Here is a 16,311-nt window from a genome sequence, read left to right as displayed (position 1 = left end):
TTCAGCGGAGCGACGCTATGAGAACCCTTGGCCTGCTCGGCGGCATGAGCTGGGAATCGACGGCGATCTACTATCGCCTACTGAACGAGATCGTGCGCGAGCGGCTGGGCGGGCTGCATTCGGCAAAGCTCTTGTTGTGGTCGTTCGACTTCGCCGAGATCGCCGAGCGACAGCATGCCGGCGACTGGCAGGGCGCCGGCGTGCTTTTGGTGGACGCCGCGCGCAGTCTGGAGGCGGGTGGCGCGGAAGGGCTGCTGGTCTGCACCAACACCATGCACAAGCTCGCCGATGAGGTGCAGGCCGCGGTGTCCATCCCACTGATCCACATCGCCGATGCCACGGCGGTCGCCGTCAAGGATGCCGGCGTGAAGCGCCCGGCATTGCTCGCGACCCGCTTCACCATGGAGCAGGATTTCTACAAGGGCCGGCTTGCCGACAAATACGGCCTTCAGCCGGTGGTGCCGCATCAGGCGGGGCGCGACATGGTGCATCGCGTGATCTATGACGAACTCTGCCAGGGCATCGTCAGCGGGCCATCGAAGGCAGCCTATATCGACGAAGTCGCCCGCTTGCGGCGCGATGAAAAGATCGACGGCGTGATCATGGGTTGCACCGAGATCACCATGCTGATCGGCCAGCCGGACTTCGACATTCCGGTGTTCGACACCACGCGCCTGCACGCCGAGGCGGCGGTCGAGTTCATGCTGCAGTGATCAAGGCTGGGCGGCCACGGCGACATTTCCGCTGCCGACCACTTTCAGCTTCCATCCCTCTGCTTGCGTGCCGGCCAGATTGAGATGCCCGGTCAGGAAATACAGGCGATCGGTGTCGGGGCCCTTGGCGGTGCAGAATCGGTCCTGCAGATAGGAGGGAGGCGTCGCCTGGTAATAAAGGTCCGCTTCGACGCTGGCAGCGTGTGTGCCCTTCGGCAAATCGGCAAGTGGTATCGAATAGCTCAGTGTGTCGCTGCCGCCCGCTACATAGTCGGGATCGTCTTCGACAGCGGTCGTGCCGACATCGATGGCGAGGTCCTCATCCGCACCAAGCGCCTTGGCGATTTCGCGCCGGCCTTCGAGCGGCAGGAAGCCCGCCGGCAATATCCGATTGTCCTTCACCTCGGTGCAGATTGACAGGAAGCTGGTCGTCAACTCGCCTTCCGGCTTCGCCTCCGCATTGCAGATCGGGTTCGGCGAATTGGCCGGCGGCGTTGACACCAGTTCCTGATAGATCTGCACCTGATCCTGTCGCGTGATCTTCTGATAGTGCGGCTGATGCGGCCGCTCGCCAGGGAGGATGCGGCCGGAGCAATCATCCTTCCACCAGAGTTCGCCATCGAGCGGCTTGCCATCCGCGTCGGTGATCACGCCGGCGGCGTTGGTGCGGCCCGAGACCCAGAGCGGCTGGCCGTTCTGGTCGAGCACGCTGAAGGTGAGGAAGGCGCGCCGGAAACCCACTCCAGAGGGAAATTTGTGACCGGCCAGGTTCTTCACCGTCACCTTGGCGTCAAGCGCATCCGCGGTCATGGCAATATCGCTGACGGCGACGGTGGCGGTTGTCTGCGACGCCTGGTCCAGCATCGCCTGCTCGGTGAGCACGAGAGGATCAAGAGCCTTCTTGCCCATCATCGGATCGCGGGTCCTGATGCCGAAGACATCGGGAAACTGCTGCGCCATCTTGATCAGGAAGACGTTGAGACCGATAAGCGTATGGCGAGCGAACCCTTCACGAACCGAAAGATCCGGTGCGTTGCTGGACTCGGTCTGCGGGAAGTTCAGATTTTCCTGGATGCTGGCGATCTTGCTCATCGTCGGCGATCCGTCCGGCTCCCTTGATGGCATGTGACAGCCCTGGCAGCTTTGCGGCGTGGCGCCGGCGCCCAGTGGAAGCGGACCGTCCGGCGTGCTGCCGGTTCGATATGCGCTGAACGCCCATTCCGGATAGGTCGTCTGCTCGTAGATATGCGCCAAGGTGTTGGTGCCCTGCAGAACCGGCAGGTGAACCGTGTGGCAGGTTCCGCAAACCTCCGAACTCATGATCGTGGCATCATGGACCGGCTTTATGCCGAGGGTGGTTTGCATCGGCCCGACTTCAGGCTTTTCGAACGGGCCGATGAGCGTATCGGGCGAACCGACCATGAAGCTGCCGGTGAAGGTTTTGGCAAAACCGCTCGCATGCGGATTGAGCAGCGCTTGCCGCTCGTTCACGCAGGCGTTCTGCGGCGCATCGGCAAGCGCCTCGCTGGCCTTGGTGTTGAGCGCCATGCGGTGACAGGACGTGCAGGTGATGCCGTCGCGGGCAAGCATGCCGTAATTGGCGTGCGCCGCGCTCGGATTGTCGGCCGGCCAAGGCGTCGCATCGACCATGTCGCGCGAGAACAGTTCGCATTTGCCCGTGCGCGCCTTCTCGTCGATGTGAAACTGTCGCTCTCCGGCTATGCCGTGGCAGCCGAGGCAAACGTCTTGGACGACGCCGGACATTTTGGGGTGGAAGCTCTGCGTCTCACTCGCCAGCTGTGCGAAAAATATCGGGTCGCGGCCTCCCAGCCCCATTGGCGAGGTTCGCCAGGTCGCCAGCGGAGACAGATTGATCAAGCCATCGCCATGCGGGTTCGGCTTGGTCATGTCGAACTGGAGCCCGGTGCTGCCGGCGTCATGACAGCCGAGGCACTGGCTCGACGTCAGAAACGTATCCGACGCATCGGGACCTTTGGCCCCGACCCAGGTGTTGTCGTAAGTCTCGGAGGGCATCCGCGAGACGGTTTCATAGGTCGGCATCTCGCGGACATACGCCCTTAACGCCGCGATCACGTCGGCGTCCGGGCTATAGAGCGGTTCGCCAAGACGCGGACTGGCATTGACCGGCAGAACGACGGCCTGGTGCAAGGTCGTCGCCGGCGGTCCCTTGAAGAAATCCTGCGCCAGATAGTTCAGTGGCTTGCCGGGCTCACCCTCGATGTTCTTGGGAGATGCAAAGGTCAGATTGTCGGCCGCCGAGGCATGGCAGTTCATGCAGTATTGTCCGAAGCCCATATTCGGCATGCTGTTGCTGTCGGCCGGCAGAGCCGGCCAGTCCGGAGTCCAGCCGCTCTGGCTGCCAAAGCCATACCAGCCCCAGAACCAGCCGTCGTGAGAGGCGCCGGCATCGCGAATCATGATCGCGGCGCCGCTGGTCGGGAACAGTTTGCGAGGATCGACTGTCCGGCAATCCGATGCCGGCTCCGAAAACATCTCTTTCACCATGATGGCGCCGTCGGAAACCGGCGGCGGGTGATCGACCTCGCCATTGGCCGAGCGATTTTTGCGAAGCCAGTCCATCATTTCCGGCGAATACCAGATCATCACTGGCGCATGGGTTCCGTGGTCGACGCCTTGCCAGGCGCCGTTGACCAGGGTCGCGATCCGCGGTCCTGCCTGGCGTACGTATTTGTCGTGCACCCATCCTGCAGCTTCGTTGCGATAACAATAACTGCCCAGATACTGATTGAGCTTGTTCTCGTAATCCCCCAAGGACAGCGCCGATGGTTTGCGGATCGTGGCCTCAAGCTGCTGACAGACCAAAGGATCGGCGGGAACCATGGCCATCGGCCGTTCGGCGATGCAGTCCGCGCGTGCGCCTTGCGCGATCCCAACGAAGGTTGCCGCAACAACCCAGATCCTGGCCAGATGCAACGTCCGACAAAGATCTGGCATGATCTTCTCCGAATTCTGAGATCCTGCCTGCCGCAATTCATCTGCGCAGATTTCACAAGTGGTTGCAAAACAAGTGAAATTGCTGGAGAAAACAAGAAATCGGCAAAGAAGGACGTTGAAAGCATAATACCTACGTTACATCAGGGCAAGGCATACTGCTAATACTGTCAAAGAAATCACGCCGCGGCTGCCTTGCTTAAGGATTTTCTTAAATACCGGCTGAATCGAGAGCAAAACCGGTCCCGGCGTGCGGCCGAAACAGGTCTGCGTTTTGGTGACGAAACCCCGACGCTCCGTTGTGCGCTTGACTTCCCTATCCGGCGACATTCAATGCACCTTGCATTGCTGTGAGGGGGATCGAGACAAATGGATTTTGTGTTTCCATGGCCGACAAGCCAGGGCGAGTGGCTGGCATGGTCGAGCGCGGTCGTGACCTTGGCTCTCGGCCTCGTGCTGTTCCTGGCGCCGAAGCTCGCCTTCCGGATTCTCAGGCTGCAGGTGAAGCCCGAGAAGGCGGCGGCGATCGCCGAAGGGCGTGGCCGCATGTCCGGCTTCTACCTCGGCGTCAGCCTGTGCTGCATTTTGCTAGCGCAGCCATGGCTCTACATGGCGCTCGGCTTCTCCTGGCTGTTCACCGCCTTCGGCCGCTTGCTGTCGATGATGTCGGACGGCGCCAACACGCCTTTCAACTGGGCGTCGATCATTGTGGAACTGGTGCTGGCGGCGTTGCCGCTTGCCTTTGTCTTCGGCTTTTTGCCTTGAATCCAACGGCTTCGGTCGAACTCCACCGCTGGATGCGACAAAAGTGCCTGAAAACCATGCGGAACGACGCATTGCGGTCTTAAAAGGCCTGTGCTAGACGGCAATCGACTTTCGGCCGGGGATAGCGGAAGCCGCGCCTCCGTGCTTGGAAAAATGCAGTAAGGTCAAAGATTTAGCCAGAGTTCTCGCTCGCGCCAACAATCTGCGGCCTGTCAGACAAGAGAAAAGACGGTCCGTGGCCCAATCGTCATCGCCAATCTCAGCTGTCGCAGAACGCTACGCGGGTTCGCTGTTCGAACTCGCCCAGCAGGCAAATTCCGTTGCCAAGGTCGAAGCCGACCTCAACAGTTTCGAAGCGATGCTCGAAGGCAGCGCCGACCTGACGCGCCTGATCAGGAGCCCAGTGTTCTCCAGCGAGGACCAGGCCAAGGCGATCGCGGCGATCGCCGACAAGGCCGGGATCACCGGGCTGACCGGCAATTTCCTGCGCATCGTCGCCAAGAACCGCCGGCTGTTCGCGGTGCCCGGTATGATCAAGGCGTTCCGCCAGATCGCCGCCGAACATCGTGGCGAGGCCGCTGCTGAAGTGACGTCGGCGCATGCGCTGACCGCAGCCCAGCAGACCGAACTGAAGGCGGCGCTGAAGAGCGTTGCCGGCAAGGATGTGGCCATCACGGTCACCGTCGATCCGTCGCTGCTCGGCGGACTGGTGGTCAAGATGGGCTCGCGCCAGATCGATACGTCATTAAAAACCAAACTCAATTCGCTCAAGCTTGCACTGAAAGAGGTCGGCTGATGGACATCCGCGCCGCGGAAATTTCCGCAATTCTGAAAGACCAGATCAAGAATTTCGGCAAGGAGGCTGAGGTCTCCGAAGTCGGCCAGGTGCTGTCCGTCGGTGACGGTATCGCCCGCGTCTACGGTCTCGACAATGTCCAGGCCGGCGAGATGGTCGAGTTCCCCGGCGGCATCCGCGGCATGGCGCTCAACCTCGAAGCCGACAATGTCGGCGTCGTCATCTTCGGCGCCGACCGCGACATCAAGGAAGGCGACACCGTCAAGCGCACCGGCGCCATCGTCGACGTTCCGGTTGGTCCGGGCCTGCTCGGCCGCGTCGTCGACGCGCTCGGCAACCCGATCGACGGCAAGGGCCCGATCAAGGCCGTCGAGCGCAAGCGCGTCGACGTCAAGGCGCCCGGCATCATCCCGCGCAAGTCGGTGCATGAGCCAATGTCGACCGGCCTTAAGGCCATCGACGCGCTGATCCCGGTCGGCCGCGGCCAGCGCGAGTTGGTCATCGGCGATCGCCAGACCGGCAAGACCGCCATCATCCTCGACACGATGCTGAACCAGAAGTCGGTGCACGACAACGGCCCGGAGAAGGAAAAGCTCTACTGCGTCTACGTCGCCGTCGGCCAGAAGCGGTCGACCGTCGCGCAGTTCGTCAAGGTGCTGGAAGAGCGCGGTGCGCTCGACTACTCGATCATCATCGCCGCCACCGCCTCCGATCCGGCGCCGATGCAGTTCCTGGCCCCGTTCGCCGGCTGCACCATGGGCGAATATTTCCGCGACAACGGCATGCATGCGCTGATCAGCTACGACGATCTGTCGAAGCAGGCCGTCGCCTATCGCCAGATGTCGCTGCTGCTGCGCCGCCCGCCGGGCCGCGAAGCCTATCCGGGCGACGTGTTCTATCTGCACTCTCGCCTGCTGGAGCGCGCCGCCAAGCTCAATGACGACAATGGCAATGGTTCGCTGACCGCGCTGCCGATCATCGAGACCCAAGCCAACGACGTGTCGGCCTACATCCCGACCAACGTGATTTCGATCACCGACGGCCAGATCTTCCTGGAAACCAATCTGTTCTTCCAGGGCATTCGCCCGGCGGTCAATGTCGGCCTGTCGGTATCGCGCGTCGGCTCGTCGGCGCAGATCAAGGCGATGAAGCAGGTCGCCGGCTCGATCAAGGGCGAGCTCGCGCAGTACCGCGAAATGGCGGCCTTCGCGCAGTTCGGCTCCGACCTCGACGCTGCCACGCAGCGCCTGCTCAACCGCGGCTCGCGCCTGACCGAACTGCTGAAGCAGCCACAGTTCTCGCCACTGAAGGTCGAGGAGCAGGTCGCGGTGATCTTCGCCGGCGTCAACGGCTACCTTGACAAGCTGGCACTCAACCAGGTCGGCAAGTTCGAGCATGGGCTGCTCAGCCACATGCGTTCGGCCGGCAAGGAGGTGCTCGACGGCATCCGCAAGGAGAAGGCGCTGTCGGACGACCTGCGCGCCAAGCTGAAGGCGGAAATCGACGCCTTCGCCAAGACCTTTGCTTGAACGAAGCCGGACGCACGGGATCAGGTTTGAAGCATGCCTTCATTAAAAGACCTTCGTAACCGTATCGCCTCGGTCAAGGCGACGCAGAAGATCACCAAGGCGATGCAGATGGTCGCCGCGGCGAAGCTGCGTCGTGCGCAGGAAGCGGCGGAAGCGGCACGTCCCTATTCCGAGCGGATGGGCGCGGTGCTTGCCAACATCACCCAGGCAATCGGCGGCGGCGGCGATGCCCCGGCGCTGATGACCGGCACCGGCAAGGACGACGTGCATCTGCTCGTCGTCTGCACCGCCGAGCGCGGCCTGTGCGGCGGCTTCAATTCGCAGATCGCCCGCCTTGCCCGCGACCATATCCGCAGGCTCCTGGCCGACGGCAAGCAGGTCAAGATCATCTGCGTCGGCAAGAAGGGCTTCGACATCCTGCGCCGCGACTATGCATCACTGATCGTCGACCGTGTCGATCTGCGCGAGGTCAGGACGCTGGGCTTCGCCAATGCCGATGCCATCGCCCGCAAGGTCATCCACCTCTTCAACGAGGGCAGCTTCGACATCTGCACGCTGTTCTATTCGCAGTTCAAATCGGTGATCAGCCAGATCCCGACGGCGCAGCAGATCATTCCGGCGGGCGTGGCTTCGGCCGCCGCCGAGACGACCATTGGCGGCAATGCCGTCTATGAGTATGAGCCGGAGCCGGGCGAAATCCTCTCCGACCTCATTCCGCGCAACATCTCGGTCCAGGTCTTCCGCGCGCTGCTCGAAAACGCAGCCGGCGAGATGGGCGCCAAGATGAGCGCGATGGACAATGCGACGCGCAACGCCGGCGACATGATCAACAAACTGTCGATCACCTACAACCGCCAGCGGCAGGCGCAGATCACCAAGGAATTGATCGAAATCATTTCGGGCGCCGAGGCGCTCTAGGCACGCTCGCAAGAAGGTCATCGACCTTCCGGCGTGCGAAAAACAAAGAGACGAAAAAGGGCAAAGACGATGGCGAAAGCAGCGACCCCCCAGAAGGCAGCCTCGAAGACGGCGGCCCCCAAGGCGGCAGCGCCGGCAAAGGCTCCGGCAGCAGCAGCGAAGGCGGCTCCGGCCAAGAAGGCGCCAGCACCTGCCAAGGCCGCCGCGGCCAAGGCACCAACCGCAACCATCAAGAAGACTGGTGCGGTCGGCAAGGTTCGCCAGGTCATCGGCGCCGTCGTCGACGTGCAGTTCGGCGAGCACCTGCCGGCGATCCTGAACGCGGTGGAGACGGTCAATGTCGGCAACCGCCTCGTGCTCGAGGTCGCCCAGCATCTCGGCGAGAACACCGTGCGCTGCATCGCCATGGACTCGACCGAAGGCCTGGTCCGTGGCCAGGACGTCTATGACACCGGCGCGCCGATCACCGTGCCGGTCGGCCCGGGCATGCTCGGCCGCATCATCAACGTCATCGGCGAGCCGGTCGACGAAGAAGGCCCGGTCGACGGTATCGAAATGCGCGCCATCCACCAGCCGGCTCCGACCTATGTCGAACAGTCGACTGAAGCGCAGATCCTGGTCACCGGCATCAAGGTTCTCGACCTGCTCGCGCCCTACGCCCGCGGCGGCAAGATCGGCCTGTTCGGCGGCGCCGGCGTCGGCAAGACGGTGCTGATCCAGGAACTGATCAACAACGTCGCCAAGGCGCATGGCGGCTTCTCGGTGTTCGCCGGCGTCGGCGAGCGCACCCGCGAGGGCAACGACCTCTATCACGAGTTCATCGAGTCCGGCGTCAACAAGAAGGGCGGCGGCGCTGGTTCCAAGGCGGCACTCGTCTATGGCCAGATGAACGAGCCGCCGGGCGCGCGTGCCCGCGTCGGCCTGACCGGTCTGACCGTCGCCGAATATTTCCGCGACCAGGGCCAGGACGTGCTGTTCTTCGTCGACAACATCTTCCGCTTCACGCAGGCGGGCTCGGAAGTGTCGGCGCTGCTCGGCCGTATTCCTTCGGCCGTGGGCTATCAGCCGACGCTGGCAACCGACATGGGCGCGCTGCAGGAACGCATCACGACCACGACCAAGGGCTCGATCACTTCGGTGCAGGCGATCTACGTGCCGGCCGACGACTTGACCGACCCGGCGCCGGCAACGTCCTTTGCCCACCTCGACGCGACGACCGTGCTCAACCGCGCGATCTCGGAAAAGGGCATCTACCCGGCCGTCGATCCGCTGGATTCGACCTCGCGCATGCTCGACCCGATGGTCGTCGGCGAAGAGCATTACCAGGTCGCCCGCCAGGTGCAGTCGATCCTGCAGCGCTACAAGTCGCTGCAGGACATCATCGCCATCCTGGGCATGGACGAGCTGTCGGAAGAGGACAAGCAGACGGTGGCCCGCGCCCGCAAGATCGAGCGCTTCCTGTCGCAGCCGTTCTTCGTCGCCGAAGTGTTCACGGGTTCGCCGGGCAAGCTGGTCGACCTCGCCGACACCATCAAAGGCTTCAAGGGCCTTTGCGCCGGCGACTACGATCACCTGCCGGAAGCTGCCTTCTACATGGTCGGCGGCATCGAGGAAGCGGTCGAGAAGGCACAGCGCCTGGCGGCCGAAGCGGCTTGATGAACACTAGCGGACCCGAATACGCTCCAGGCGATCGGGTCCGACTACTCCGGCTCAGCGATGAGTTTCTTTCGGGCTTGCCAGAAGAAGACGTCGCAGAGCTAAACACTCTCATCGGTCGAGAGTGGACTGTGGAGGAATGGCACGAAAAACTCGGTCAGTTGGAGATCACCAGCTCTCTGAGCCATCGGCAACCATACATTTCGTGTGGGTGCCGCCCGAATGGGTTGAACGGATAGAATAATGGCTGAAGCTTTCCAATTCGAACTGGTCTCGCCGGAGCGCCTCTTGGTTTCCGAGCAGGTCGAATCCGTCGTCATTCCGGGCGCCGAAGGCGAGATGACGGTCATGGCGCACCACGCGCCGGTCATGACCACGATCAAGCCGGGCGTCGTCACGGTAAAGACCGCCGCCGGCAAGGAAGAACGCTACGTGGTGTTCGGCGGCTTTGCCGACATCGTTCCGGCCGGCTGCACGTTGCTTGCCGAATCGGCGGTCGCCGTCGGCGACATCGACCGCGCCGACCTGGCACGCCGCATCCAGGAAGCCAGGGAAGACGCAGCCGACGCCAAGGACGACGAGGCCCGCAGCAAGGCCGAGCAGTTCCTTAGCCAGCTCACCACGCTGGAAGGCGCCATCCTGCCGGCCTGAGGGCGGCGCAGAACGAGTGCTCTGGAGCGATTCTTCGCGCCCGCCTTTGTCTTGCCGGACATCTCCCCCACAAGAAGGGGAGATTGGCCGTCACTACGCTTTCGCCAATCTCAAACGTTACAGAACTTGCGCCGGCACCAGAGCCGCCGATCTACCTCCTCGTTGGGGAGATGTCCGGCAGGACAGAGGGGGAGTTGTCCCGCCGCCGTCAATGCTTTGGGCTGCTGCTATCAAGGCCGCAATCCGATTCGAGTCGGCGCCAAGTCGCCCTACGGCGTATCGCTCTCTATGCCGAGCGCTGCGAAGGCCAGAACCGGACCGTCCCGGCGCAGATGCACGAGATGGACGGCCACGAGCTCGATCAGCGTCTGGCGTTCGGCGTGGTCGCTGGCGAAGCCGGCCAGGTCGAACACTGCCGCCACGGTTTCGTTCGCTGGCAGTTGCTTGCGCAAGAGTGGCGTCAGCGCCGCGTCGAGCGGATCGGTAAAGTGAGCTTCCGGCAAGGTTTTGCCACGCGCCGCGCAGGCGGCGATCCAAGCGGCCACCACCAGTGTGAGATGCACCTGTTCAGTGCCGGCTTCGATGCACTCGACGGCGGAGGCGACGATGCGCTGCGGCAGTTTCTGGCTGCCATCGTTGGCGATCTGCGCCGTGCGGTGGGCAAGAGCGGTATTGGAAAAACGCTCGGTGAGCTCTGCCGTATAGGCGCTTGTGTCGAGCCCGGCATCCTCCGGCAGCGTCGGGATGGCTTCGGCCCACAAAGCATCCACGAACTGCCGGATCGCCGGATCGGCGAAGGCGCGGTCGACCGTCGCATGACCGCTGAGCAGGCCGAGATAAGCGATCGCCGAATGCGAGCCGTTGAGCAGTCTGAGCTTCATGTCTTCAAATGGCCGGACATCGCCGACCATGGTGGCGCCGAATTTTTCCCAGGCCGGCCGGCCGGCCGGGAAATCGTCCTCGATCACCCATTGGCAGAATGGCTCGGTCATCACCGGCCAAGCGTCCTCGACGCCGAGATCAACGGCGATCCTCGTCCGGTCGGCATCGGTGGTTGCCGGCACAATGCGGTCGACCATGCTCGACGGGAAGGCGACCTCGTCGGCGATGTGGCCGGCGAGCGAGGCATCGCCTGAAGCGGCGAGCCGGGCATCACTCGTGAGCCCTGCATCGCGCAGTGCCGCAAACTCAACCAGCAGCCGGTGCAATGTGGCGCCGTTGGCCGGGAGATTGTCGCAGCAAAGCACGGTGAAGGGTGGCGTGCCGGCGGCGCGGCGGCGCGCCAGCGCCTCGGCGAGAAACCCATGCGCGGTCTTCGGCGCATGCGGATTCGCCAGATCATGGACAATGTCGGGATGGGCGGCGTCCAGCCCGCCGCCCGCTGCGCGCAGATAGGCTTTCTCGGTGATCGTCAGCGTGACGATGCGGGTGCGCGGATCGGTGAGCACGGCCAGCACTGCGCCGGGATCCTCCGGCGCCACCAGCATCGACAGGATCGAGCCGACGACGCGCAGTTGTTCGCCGCCGCTGCTCCTGACCGCCAGCGTGTAGAGCCCGTCTTGCGGCGCCAGCGCATCGCGCGTGTCGGGGCTGCGCAAGGAAACGCCGACAATGCCCCACTCCGTCTCGCCCGCCGCCAGGCAGTCGTCGACATAGACAGCCTGGTGGGCGCGGTGGAAGGCGCCGACGCCGAGATGGACGATGCCCGGCGCGATGCCGTTGCGGTCATATGACGGTACTACGGTGGCAGCAGGCAGTTGCGGCACCGTGGCGTTGGACAGGCGTTTGTTTGTCATGGCGTGGCGTGTCCGATCGGACGTCGTTAAATCGTCCCGAAGATGGGTCGGCAAGCGGCGTATCATCCGCATTCCTGCCACACAATGGGTTGAAAAGTCATCATACAACAATCTAATTTTTGTATGTTGACATTATTTCTTCTCGACCCTACCGATAGCGACCTTGGGAGGACCAACGTGGCAGGATTGACGGATCCGAATCTGCTGTTTGCCGCCGAAGGGCGCCCGCTTGCGCTCGCGCGCGACCTCTATACCGGGGTCAAGGATCTGCCGATCGTCAGCCCGCACGGCCACACCGACCCGCGTTGGTATGCGCTCAACGAGCCGTTCCCCGATCCGGCGCATTTGCTCGTCGTGCCCGATCACTACATTTTCCGCATGCTGTTCAGCCAAGGCGTGCGGCTGGAGGAGCTCGGCGTGCCGACCTTGGACGGCGGGTCTGTGGAGACCGACGGCCGGGCGATCTGGCGGCGCTTTGCCGAACATTATTTTCTGTTTCGCGGCACGCCGACCCGGCTGTGGCTCGACCATGTGTTCGCTCATCTGTTCGGCATCGACGAGCCGCTGAGTGCCGGCACGGCGGACCGCTACTACGATACGATCGCAGCATTGCTGCAACGCGACGACTACCGCCCGCGCGCGCTGTTTGAGCGCTTCAACATCGAGGTCATCGCGACGACCGAAGGCGCGCTCGACGACCTCAAATGGCACAGGATGATCCGCGACAGCGGCTGGCAGGGCCGCGTCGTCACCGCCTACCGGCCGGATGCCGTCGTCGATCCCGATTTCGAGGGGTTTTCCGCCAATCTCGACCGGCTCGGCGAAATCACCGGCTGTGATACCGGCACATGGGTCGGCTATCTCGATGCGCACCGCCAGCGCCGCGCCTATTTCAAGGAGTTCGGCGCGACCTCGTCCGACCACGGCCATCCGACGGCGGAAACCGCCAATCTCTCCGATGCCGCGGCCGCGGAACTGTTCGACCGCATCCGCCGCGGCTCGGACGACGAGCGCGAGCGAAAACTGTTTCGCGCCCAGATGCTGACCGAGATGGCCAAGATGAGCCGCGATGACGGGCTGGTGCAGCAGATACACCCCGGCTCCTGGCGCAATCATTCGCCTGGGATCTTCCAGAAATTCGGGCGGGACAAGGGTTTCGATATCCCGGCCCGGACCGACTATGCGGCGGCGCTGAAGCCGCTGCTCGACTGGGTCGGATTGGAACGCGATCTCACCGTCATTCTCTTCACGCTCGATGAAACCAGCTATGCGCGCGAGCTGGCGCCGCTCGCCGGTGTCTATCCGGCGCTGAAGCTCGGGCCGGCCTGGTGGTTCAATGACAGCCCAGAGGGCATGCGCCGGTTTCGCGAAATGACCACCGAGACGGCCGGCTTCTACAACACGGTCGGCTTCAACGACGACACCCGCGCCTTTCCGTCCATACCCGCGCGTCACGACGTGGCGCGCCGGGTCGACTGCGCCTTCCTAGCGCGTCTCGTGGCCGAGCACAGGCTGCGCGAAGACGAGGCGCATGAGCTGGCGCGGGAGCTTGCCTATACGCTTGCAAAAAAGGCGTACCGGCTCTGAGCCGGGCGCAACGATCTAAAAGGGAGGAAGTCATGTTGCATTTTTCGAAATTGACGGCAGCCACATTCGCCTTCGGCTCGCTGATTATCGGCATCGCCAACGCCGAAACCGTGCTGCGCTCGGCCGACACCCATCCGGACGGCTATCCAACCGTCGAGGCGGTCAAATATATGGGCGACCTGATCAAGGAGCGCACCAGCGGCCGCTATTCGGTCGAGGTCTATCATTCCGCGCAGCTCGGCGAAGAGAAGGACACGATCGAGCAGACGCAGACCGGCGTCATCGACCTCAATCGTGTTTCGATGGGGCCGTTCAACGGCATCGTGCCGGAGACGCAAGTGCCGTCGTTGCCTTACATCTTCCGCTCGGTCGAGCAGATGCGCCATGTCATGGACGGGCCGATCGGCGACCAGATCCTGAAAGCGTTCGAGGCGCACGGCCTGGTCGGCCTGGCCTTCTATGATTCCGGCGCGCGCTCCTTCTACAACACCAAGAAGGACATCACCTCGATCGCCGACCTGAAGGGCATGAAGTTCCGCGTCATCCAGTCGGATGTCTTCGTCGACATGGTCAATGCGCTCGGCGCCAACGCAACGCCGATGGCCTATGGCGAGGTCTATTCGGCGCTGGAAACCGGCGTCATCGACGGCGCCGAGAACAACTGGCCGAGCTTTGAATCCGCCAAGCACTACGAGGTCGCCAAGCACTACACGATCGACCAGCATCAGATCGTGCCGGAGGTGCTGGTGATGTCGAAGGCGAGTTGGGACAAGCTGTCGCCCGAGGATCAGACGATCGTCAAGCAGGCGGCCAAGGACAGCGTCGTCAAGATGCGCGAACTGTGGGATGCGCGGGAGAAGAAGTCGCGCGACATCGTCGAAAAGGCCGGCGTCAAGGTCAGTGAGATCGACAAGCAGCCGCTGATCGACGCGATGAAGCCGGTCTACGACAAATATCTGTCGACGCCCGAGCTGAAGGATCTCGCCGCACGCATCCAGGCAACCGAGTGAGTTTGATTGCGGGGCCGGCTATCGCGGCCGCCCGCAACCATTTTGACAGGTTTGGGGAGGGCCAGATGGCGACAGAACCGGCAAGCAGCAAGACGCTGCCCATGCAGCGCGTCAGCGCCGCTCTTTCGAGAGTCTGCGACGGCGCCTTGTACCTGGCCGGTATCGGGCTGGTCGCCATGACAGCACTTGTCGCCTACCAGGTGTTCTCCCGTTTCGTGCTCAACGCGTCGCCGAGCTGGACCGAGACCAGCGCCATCATGGTGATGAGCTGGTTCATCTTCCTCGGCGCCGCCGTCGGCGTGCGCGAGAATTTCCACATGGGATTCGACGTGCTGCTCTATGTCCTGCCCAAGGGCAGCAAGGGCGCGTTGCGGACCATCTCCGACCTTGTCGCGTTCGCCTTCGGCATCGGCATGGTGTGGTACGGAATGAAGCTGGTTGCGCTGACCTGGCATTCGACGATCCCGGCGCTCGGACTTCCCGGCGGCTTCGACTACCTGCCGCTGACCGTGGGCGGTGTGCTCATCAGCCTGTTTTCGCTGGAGCGCATGCTGCTCAGATGGGCTGGGGTCGACGTCGACAAGGATATCAATCTCGAAGCGGTGCCCGAAATGCCAGCGGTGCAGGAGGCGTAGATGGAAATCTGGATCCTGTTCGGCGTCTTCACATTGCTTATGTTCATAGGCACGCCGATCGCGTTCTGCCTCGGCGCCGCCAGCTTCGCCACCATCGTCTATCTCGGCCTGCCGCCGCTGGTGGTGTTCCAGCGGCTGAATTCCGGCATGAGCGTGTTTTCGCTTATGGCGATCCCGTTCTTCATCTATGCCGGCGATCTGATGGTGCGCGGCGGTATCGCCCAGCGCATCGTCGCCTTCGCCGGCTCGCTCGTCGGGCATATGCGCGGCGGGCTCGGCCAGGTCAACATCATCGCCGCAACCATGTTCGGCGGCATTTCCGGTTCGGCGGTGGCCGAGGCGGCGGCTGTCGGTGGGTTGATGATTCCGCAGATGAAGGAGCGCGGCTACGGCGCCGACTACGCCGTCAACGTCACCTCGATGGCCGCGCTGATCGCGCTCTTGTTGCCGCCGTCGCAGAACATGATCATCTATTCGATTTCGGGTGGCGGCAAGATCTCGATCGCCGACCTGTTCACCGCCGGCATCCTGCCGGGCCTTCTGCTCGCCGCGTCGCTGATGGTCACCGCCTATGTCGTGGCGCGCCACCGCGGCTATCCGACCGAACCCTTTCCCGGCTTCGCCAGGGCGGGCCGGTTGTTCCTCATCTCCATTCCCGGACTGCTGCTTATCGGTATTATTTTCGGCGGCGTCCGCTCGGGCGTCTTCACGGCCAGCGAAAGCTCCTGCATCGCCGTCATCTACGCTCTGCTGGTCACCGTCCTTGGCTATCGCACAATGCGGTGGAACGACTTCGTCCACGCCACGAAGGGTGCGGTGCGGACCACGGCAATGGTGCTGTTGATCATCGGCATGGCGGCTTCGTTCAGCTGGCTGATGGCCTACCTCAGGGTGCCGGCTGCCTTGATCGCCGGCATGAACGCCATCTCCACTGATCCGCTGATCGTGCTCCTGCTGCTCAACGTGCTGATGCTCCTGCTCGGCACCTTCATGGACATGGGGCCGATGATCATAATCTGCACGCCGATCTTCCTGCCGCTGGTGACGCATTATGGCGTCGATCCGGTGCATTTCGGCGTCATCACCATCCTCAATCTCGGCATCGGGCTAAACACGCCGCCGGTCGGCACCGTGCAATTCGTCGCCTGCGCCGTCGGCAAGATCACGGTGTGGGAAGCGATGCGCTCGATCTGGCCGTTCTATGGCGCCGGTATCGTAGTTCTGGGGCTGGTGACGTATATTCCGGCGATCTCGCTCTGGCTGCCGAGCGTGTTCAAATAGG

At 63.0% G+C, this 16,311-nt stretch carries 13 protein-coding genes; 11 read left to right on the top strand and 2 right to left on the bottom strand.

The window, feature by feature from the left end; all coding sequences use genetic code 11:
* Positions 1–17 precede the first annotated feature (17 nt).
* Positions 18–713, top strand: a complete 696-nt coding sequence (locus D3227_RS28210) for an aspartate/glutamate racemase family protein (RefSeq protein WP_120017516.1) — start codon at positions 18–20, stop codon at positions 711–713.
* Here D3227_RS28210 and D3227_RS28205 read toward each other — a convergent pair whose 3' ends face one another.
* Entirely contained in the window at positions 714–3,689 is a 2,976-nt protein-coding gene (locus D3227_RS28205; RefSeq protein WP_208646453.1) for a hypothetical protein, read from the bottom strand. It abuts the gene before it with no gap.
* Between the two features lie 366 nt (positions 3,690–4,055).
* Between D3227_RS28205 and D3227_RS28200 the strand changes: the two genes are divergently transcribed.
* The 6 genes from D3227_RS28200 to D3227_RS28175 all read left to right on the top strand — a co-directional run bounded on the left by D3227_RS28200 (position 4,056) and on the right by D3227_RS28175 (position 10,001).
* The gene (locus tag D3227_RS28200) at positions 4,056–4,451 is read left to right on the top strand and encodes an AGROH133_08824 family phage infection protein (protein ID WP_120017515.1); all 396 of its coding nucleotides are present in this window, start codon (positions 4,056–4,058) and stop codon (positions 4,449–4,451) included.
* A 235-nt stretch (positions 4,452–4,686) separates the two neighbouring features.
* A complete protein-coding gene (locus tag D3227_RS28195) occupies positions 4,687–5,247 on the top strand; it encodes a F0F1 ATP synthase subunit delta (protein WP_120017514.1) in 561 nt (186 codons plus the stop codon).
* Positions 5,247–6,776: a F0F1 ATP synthase subunit alpha gene (gene atpA, locus D3227_RS28190; RefSeq protein WP_120017513.1), complete on the top strand. Its 1,530-nt coding sequence runs from the start codon at positions 5,247–5,249 to the stop codon at positions 6,774–6,776. The genes D3227_RS28195 and atpA overlap by 1 nt, the downstream gene beginning before the upstream one ends.
* Positions 6,777–6,809: 33 nt before the next feature.
* Positions 6,810–7,694, top strand: coding sequence for a F0F1 ATP synthase subunit gamma (locus tag D3227_RS28185; protein ID WP_120017512.1), 885 nt, complete (start codon positions 6,810–6,812; stop codon positions 7,692–7,694).
* A 69-nt stretch (positions 7,695–7,763) separates the two neighbouring features.
* Positions 7,764–9,350, top strand: coding sequence for a F0F1 ATP synthase subunit beta (atpD, locus tag D3227_RS28180; RefSeq protein WP_167480886.1), 1,587 nt, complete (start codon positions 7,764–7,766; stop codon positions 9,348–9,350).
* A gap of 243 nt (positions 9,351–9,593) precedes the next feature.
* Positions 9,594–10,001, top strand: coding sequence for a F0F1 ATP synthase subunit epsilon (locus tag D3227_RS28175; protein WP_120017511.1), 408 nt, complete (start codon positions 9,594–9,596; stop codon positions 9,999–10,001).
* Positions 10,002–10,270: 269 nt separating this feature from the next.
* Here the strand turns inward: D3227_RS28175 and D3227_RS28170 are convergent, their stop codons facing one another.
* A complete protein-coding gene (locus tag D3227_RS28170; RefSeq protein ID WP_167480885.1) occupies positions 10,271–11,797 on the bottom strand; it encodes a mannitol dehydrogenase family protein in 1,527 nt (508 codons plus the stop codon).
* Positions 11,798–11,974: 177 nt separating this feature from the next.
* Here D3227_RS28170 and uxaC point away from each other — a divergent pair, with 177 nt between their 5' ends.
* From uxaC to D3227_RS28150, 4 genes are all read left to right on the top strand, one after another.
* The gene (gene uxaC / locus D3227_RS28165; RefSeq protein ID WP_120017510.1) at positions 11,975–13,384 is read left to right on the top strand and encodes a glucuronate isomerase; all 1,410 of its coding nucleotides are present in this window, start codon (positions 11,975–11,977) and stop codon (positions 13,382–13,384) included.
* 32 nt (positions 13,385–13,416) lie between these two features.
* The gene (locus D3227_RS28160) at positions 13,417–14,394 is read left to right on the top strand and encodes a TRAP transporter substrate-binding protein (RefSeq protein WP_120017509.1); all 978 of its coding nucleotides are present in this window, start codon (positions 13,417–13,419) and stop codon (positions 14,392–14,394) included.
* A gap of 65 nt (positions 14,395–14,459) precedes the next feature.
* Positions 14,460–15,029, top strand: coding sequence for a TRAP transporter small permease (locus D3227_RS28155; protein WP_167480884.1), 570 nt, complete (start codon positions 14,460–14,462; stop codon positions 15,027–15,029).
* Positions 15,030–16,310, top strand: coding sequence for a TRAP transporter large permease (locus D3227_RS28150; RefSeq protein ID WP_120017508.1), 1,281 nt, complete (start codon positions 15,030–15,032; stop codon positions 16,308–16,310).
* Position 16,311: the final 1 nt, after the last annotated feature.

This window comes from Mesorhizobium waimense (assembly GCF_003601975.1).
GTDB classification, from domain to species: Bacteria; Pseudomonadota; Alphaproteobacteria; order Rhizobiales; family Rhizobiaceae; genus Mesorhizobium; species Mesorhizobium waimense.
This window is presented reverse-complemented; position numbering and strand designations above follow the sequence as displayed.

Coding starts and splice junctions, on each gene's coding strand:
- D3227_RS28175 (WP_120017511.1), top strand. CDS start 9,594: ATGGCTGAAGCTTTCCAATTCGAACTGGTCTCGCCGGAGCGCCTCTTG.
- D3227_RS28210 (WP_120017516.1), top strand. CDS start 18: ATGAGAACCCTTGGCCTGCTCGGCGGCATGAGCTGGGAATCGACGGCG.
- D3227_RS28205 (WP_208646453.1), bottom strand. CDS start 3,689: ATGCCAGATCTTTGTCGGACGTTGCATCTGGCCAGGATCTGGGTTGTT.
- D3227_RS28155 (WP_167480884.1), top strand. CDS start 14,460: ATGGCGACAGAACCGGCAAGCAGCAAGACGCTGCCCATGCAGCGCGTC.
- D3227_RS28160 (WP_120017509.1), top strand. CDS start 13,417: ATGTTGCATTTTTCGAAATTGACGGCAGCCACATTCGCCTTCGGCTCG.
- D3227_RS28185 (WP_120017512.1), top strand. CDS start 6,810: ATGCCTTCATTAAAAGACCTTCGTAACCGTATCGCCTCGGTCAAGGCG.
- D3227_RS28150 (WP_120017508.1), top strand. CDS start 15,030: ATGGAAATCTGGATCCTGTTCGGCGTCTTCACATTGCTTATGTTCATA.
- atpD (WP_167480886.1), top strand. CDS start 7,764: ATGGCGAAAGCAGCGACCCCCCAGAAGGCAGCCTCGAAGACGGCGGCC.
- atpA (WP_120017513.1), top strand. CDS start 5,247: ATGGACATCCGCGCCGCGGAAATTTCCGCAATTCTGAAAGACCAGATC.
- D3227_RS28170 (WP_167480885.1), bottom strand. CDS start 11,797: ATGACAAACAAACGCCTGTCCAACGCCACGGTGCCGCAACTGCCTGCT.
- D3227_RS28200 (WP_120017515.1), top strand. CDS start 4,056: ATGGATTTTGTGTTTCCATGGCCGACAAGCCAGGGCGAGTGGCTGGCA.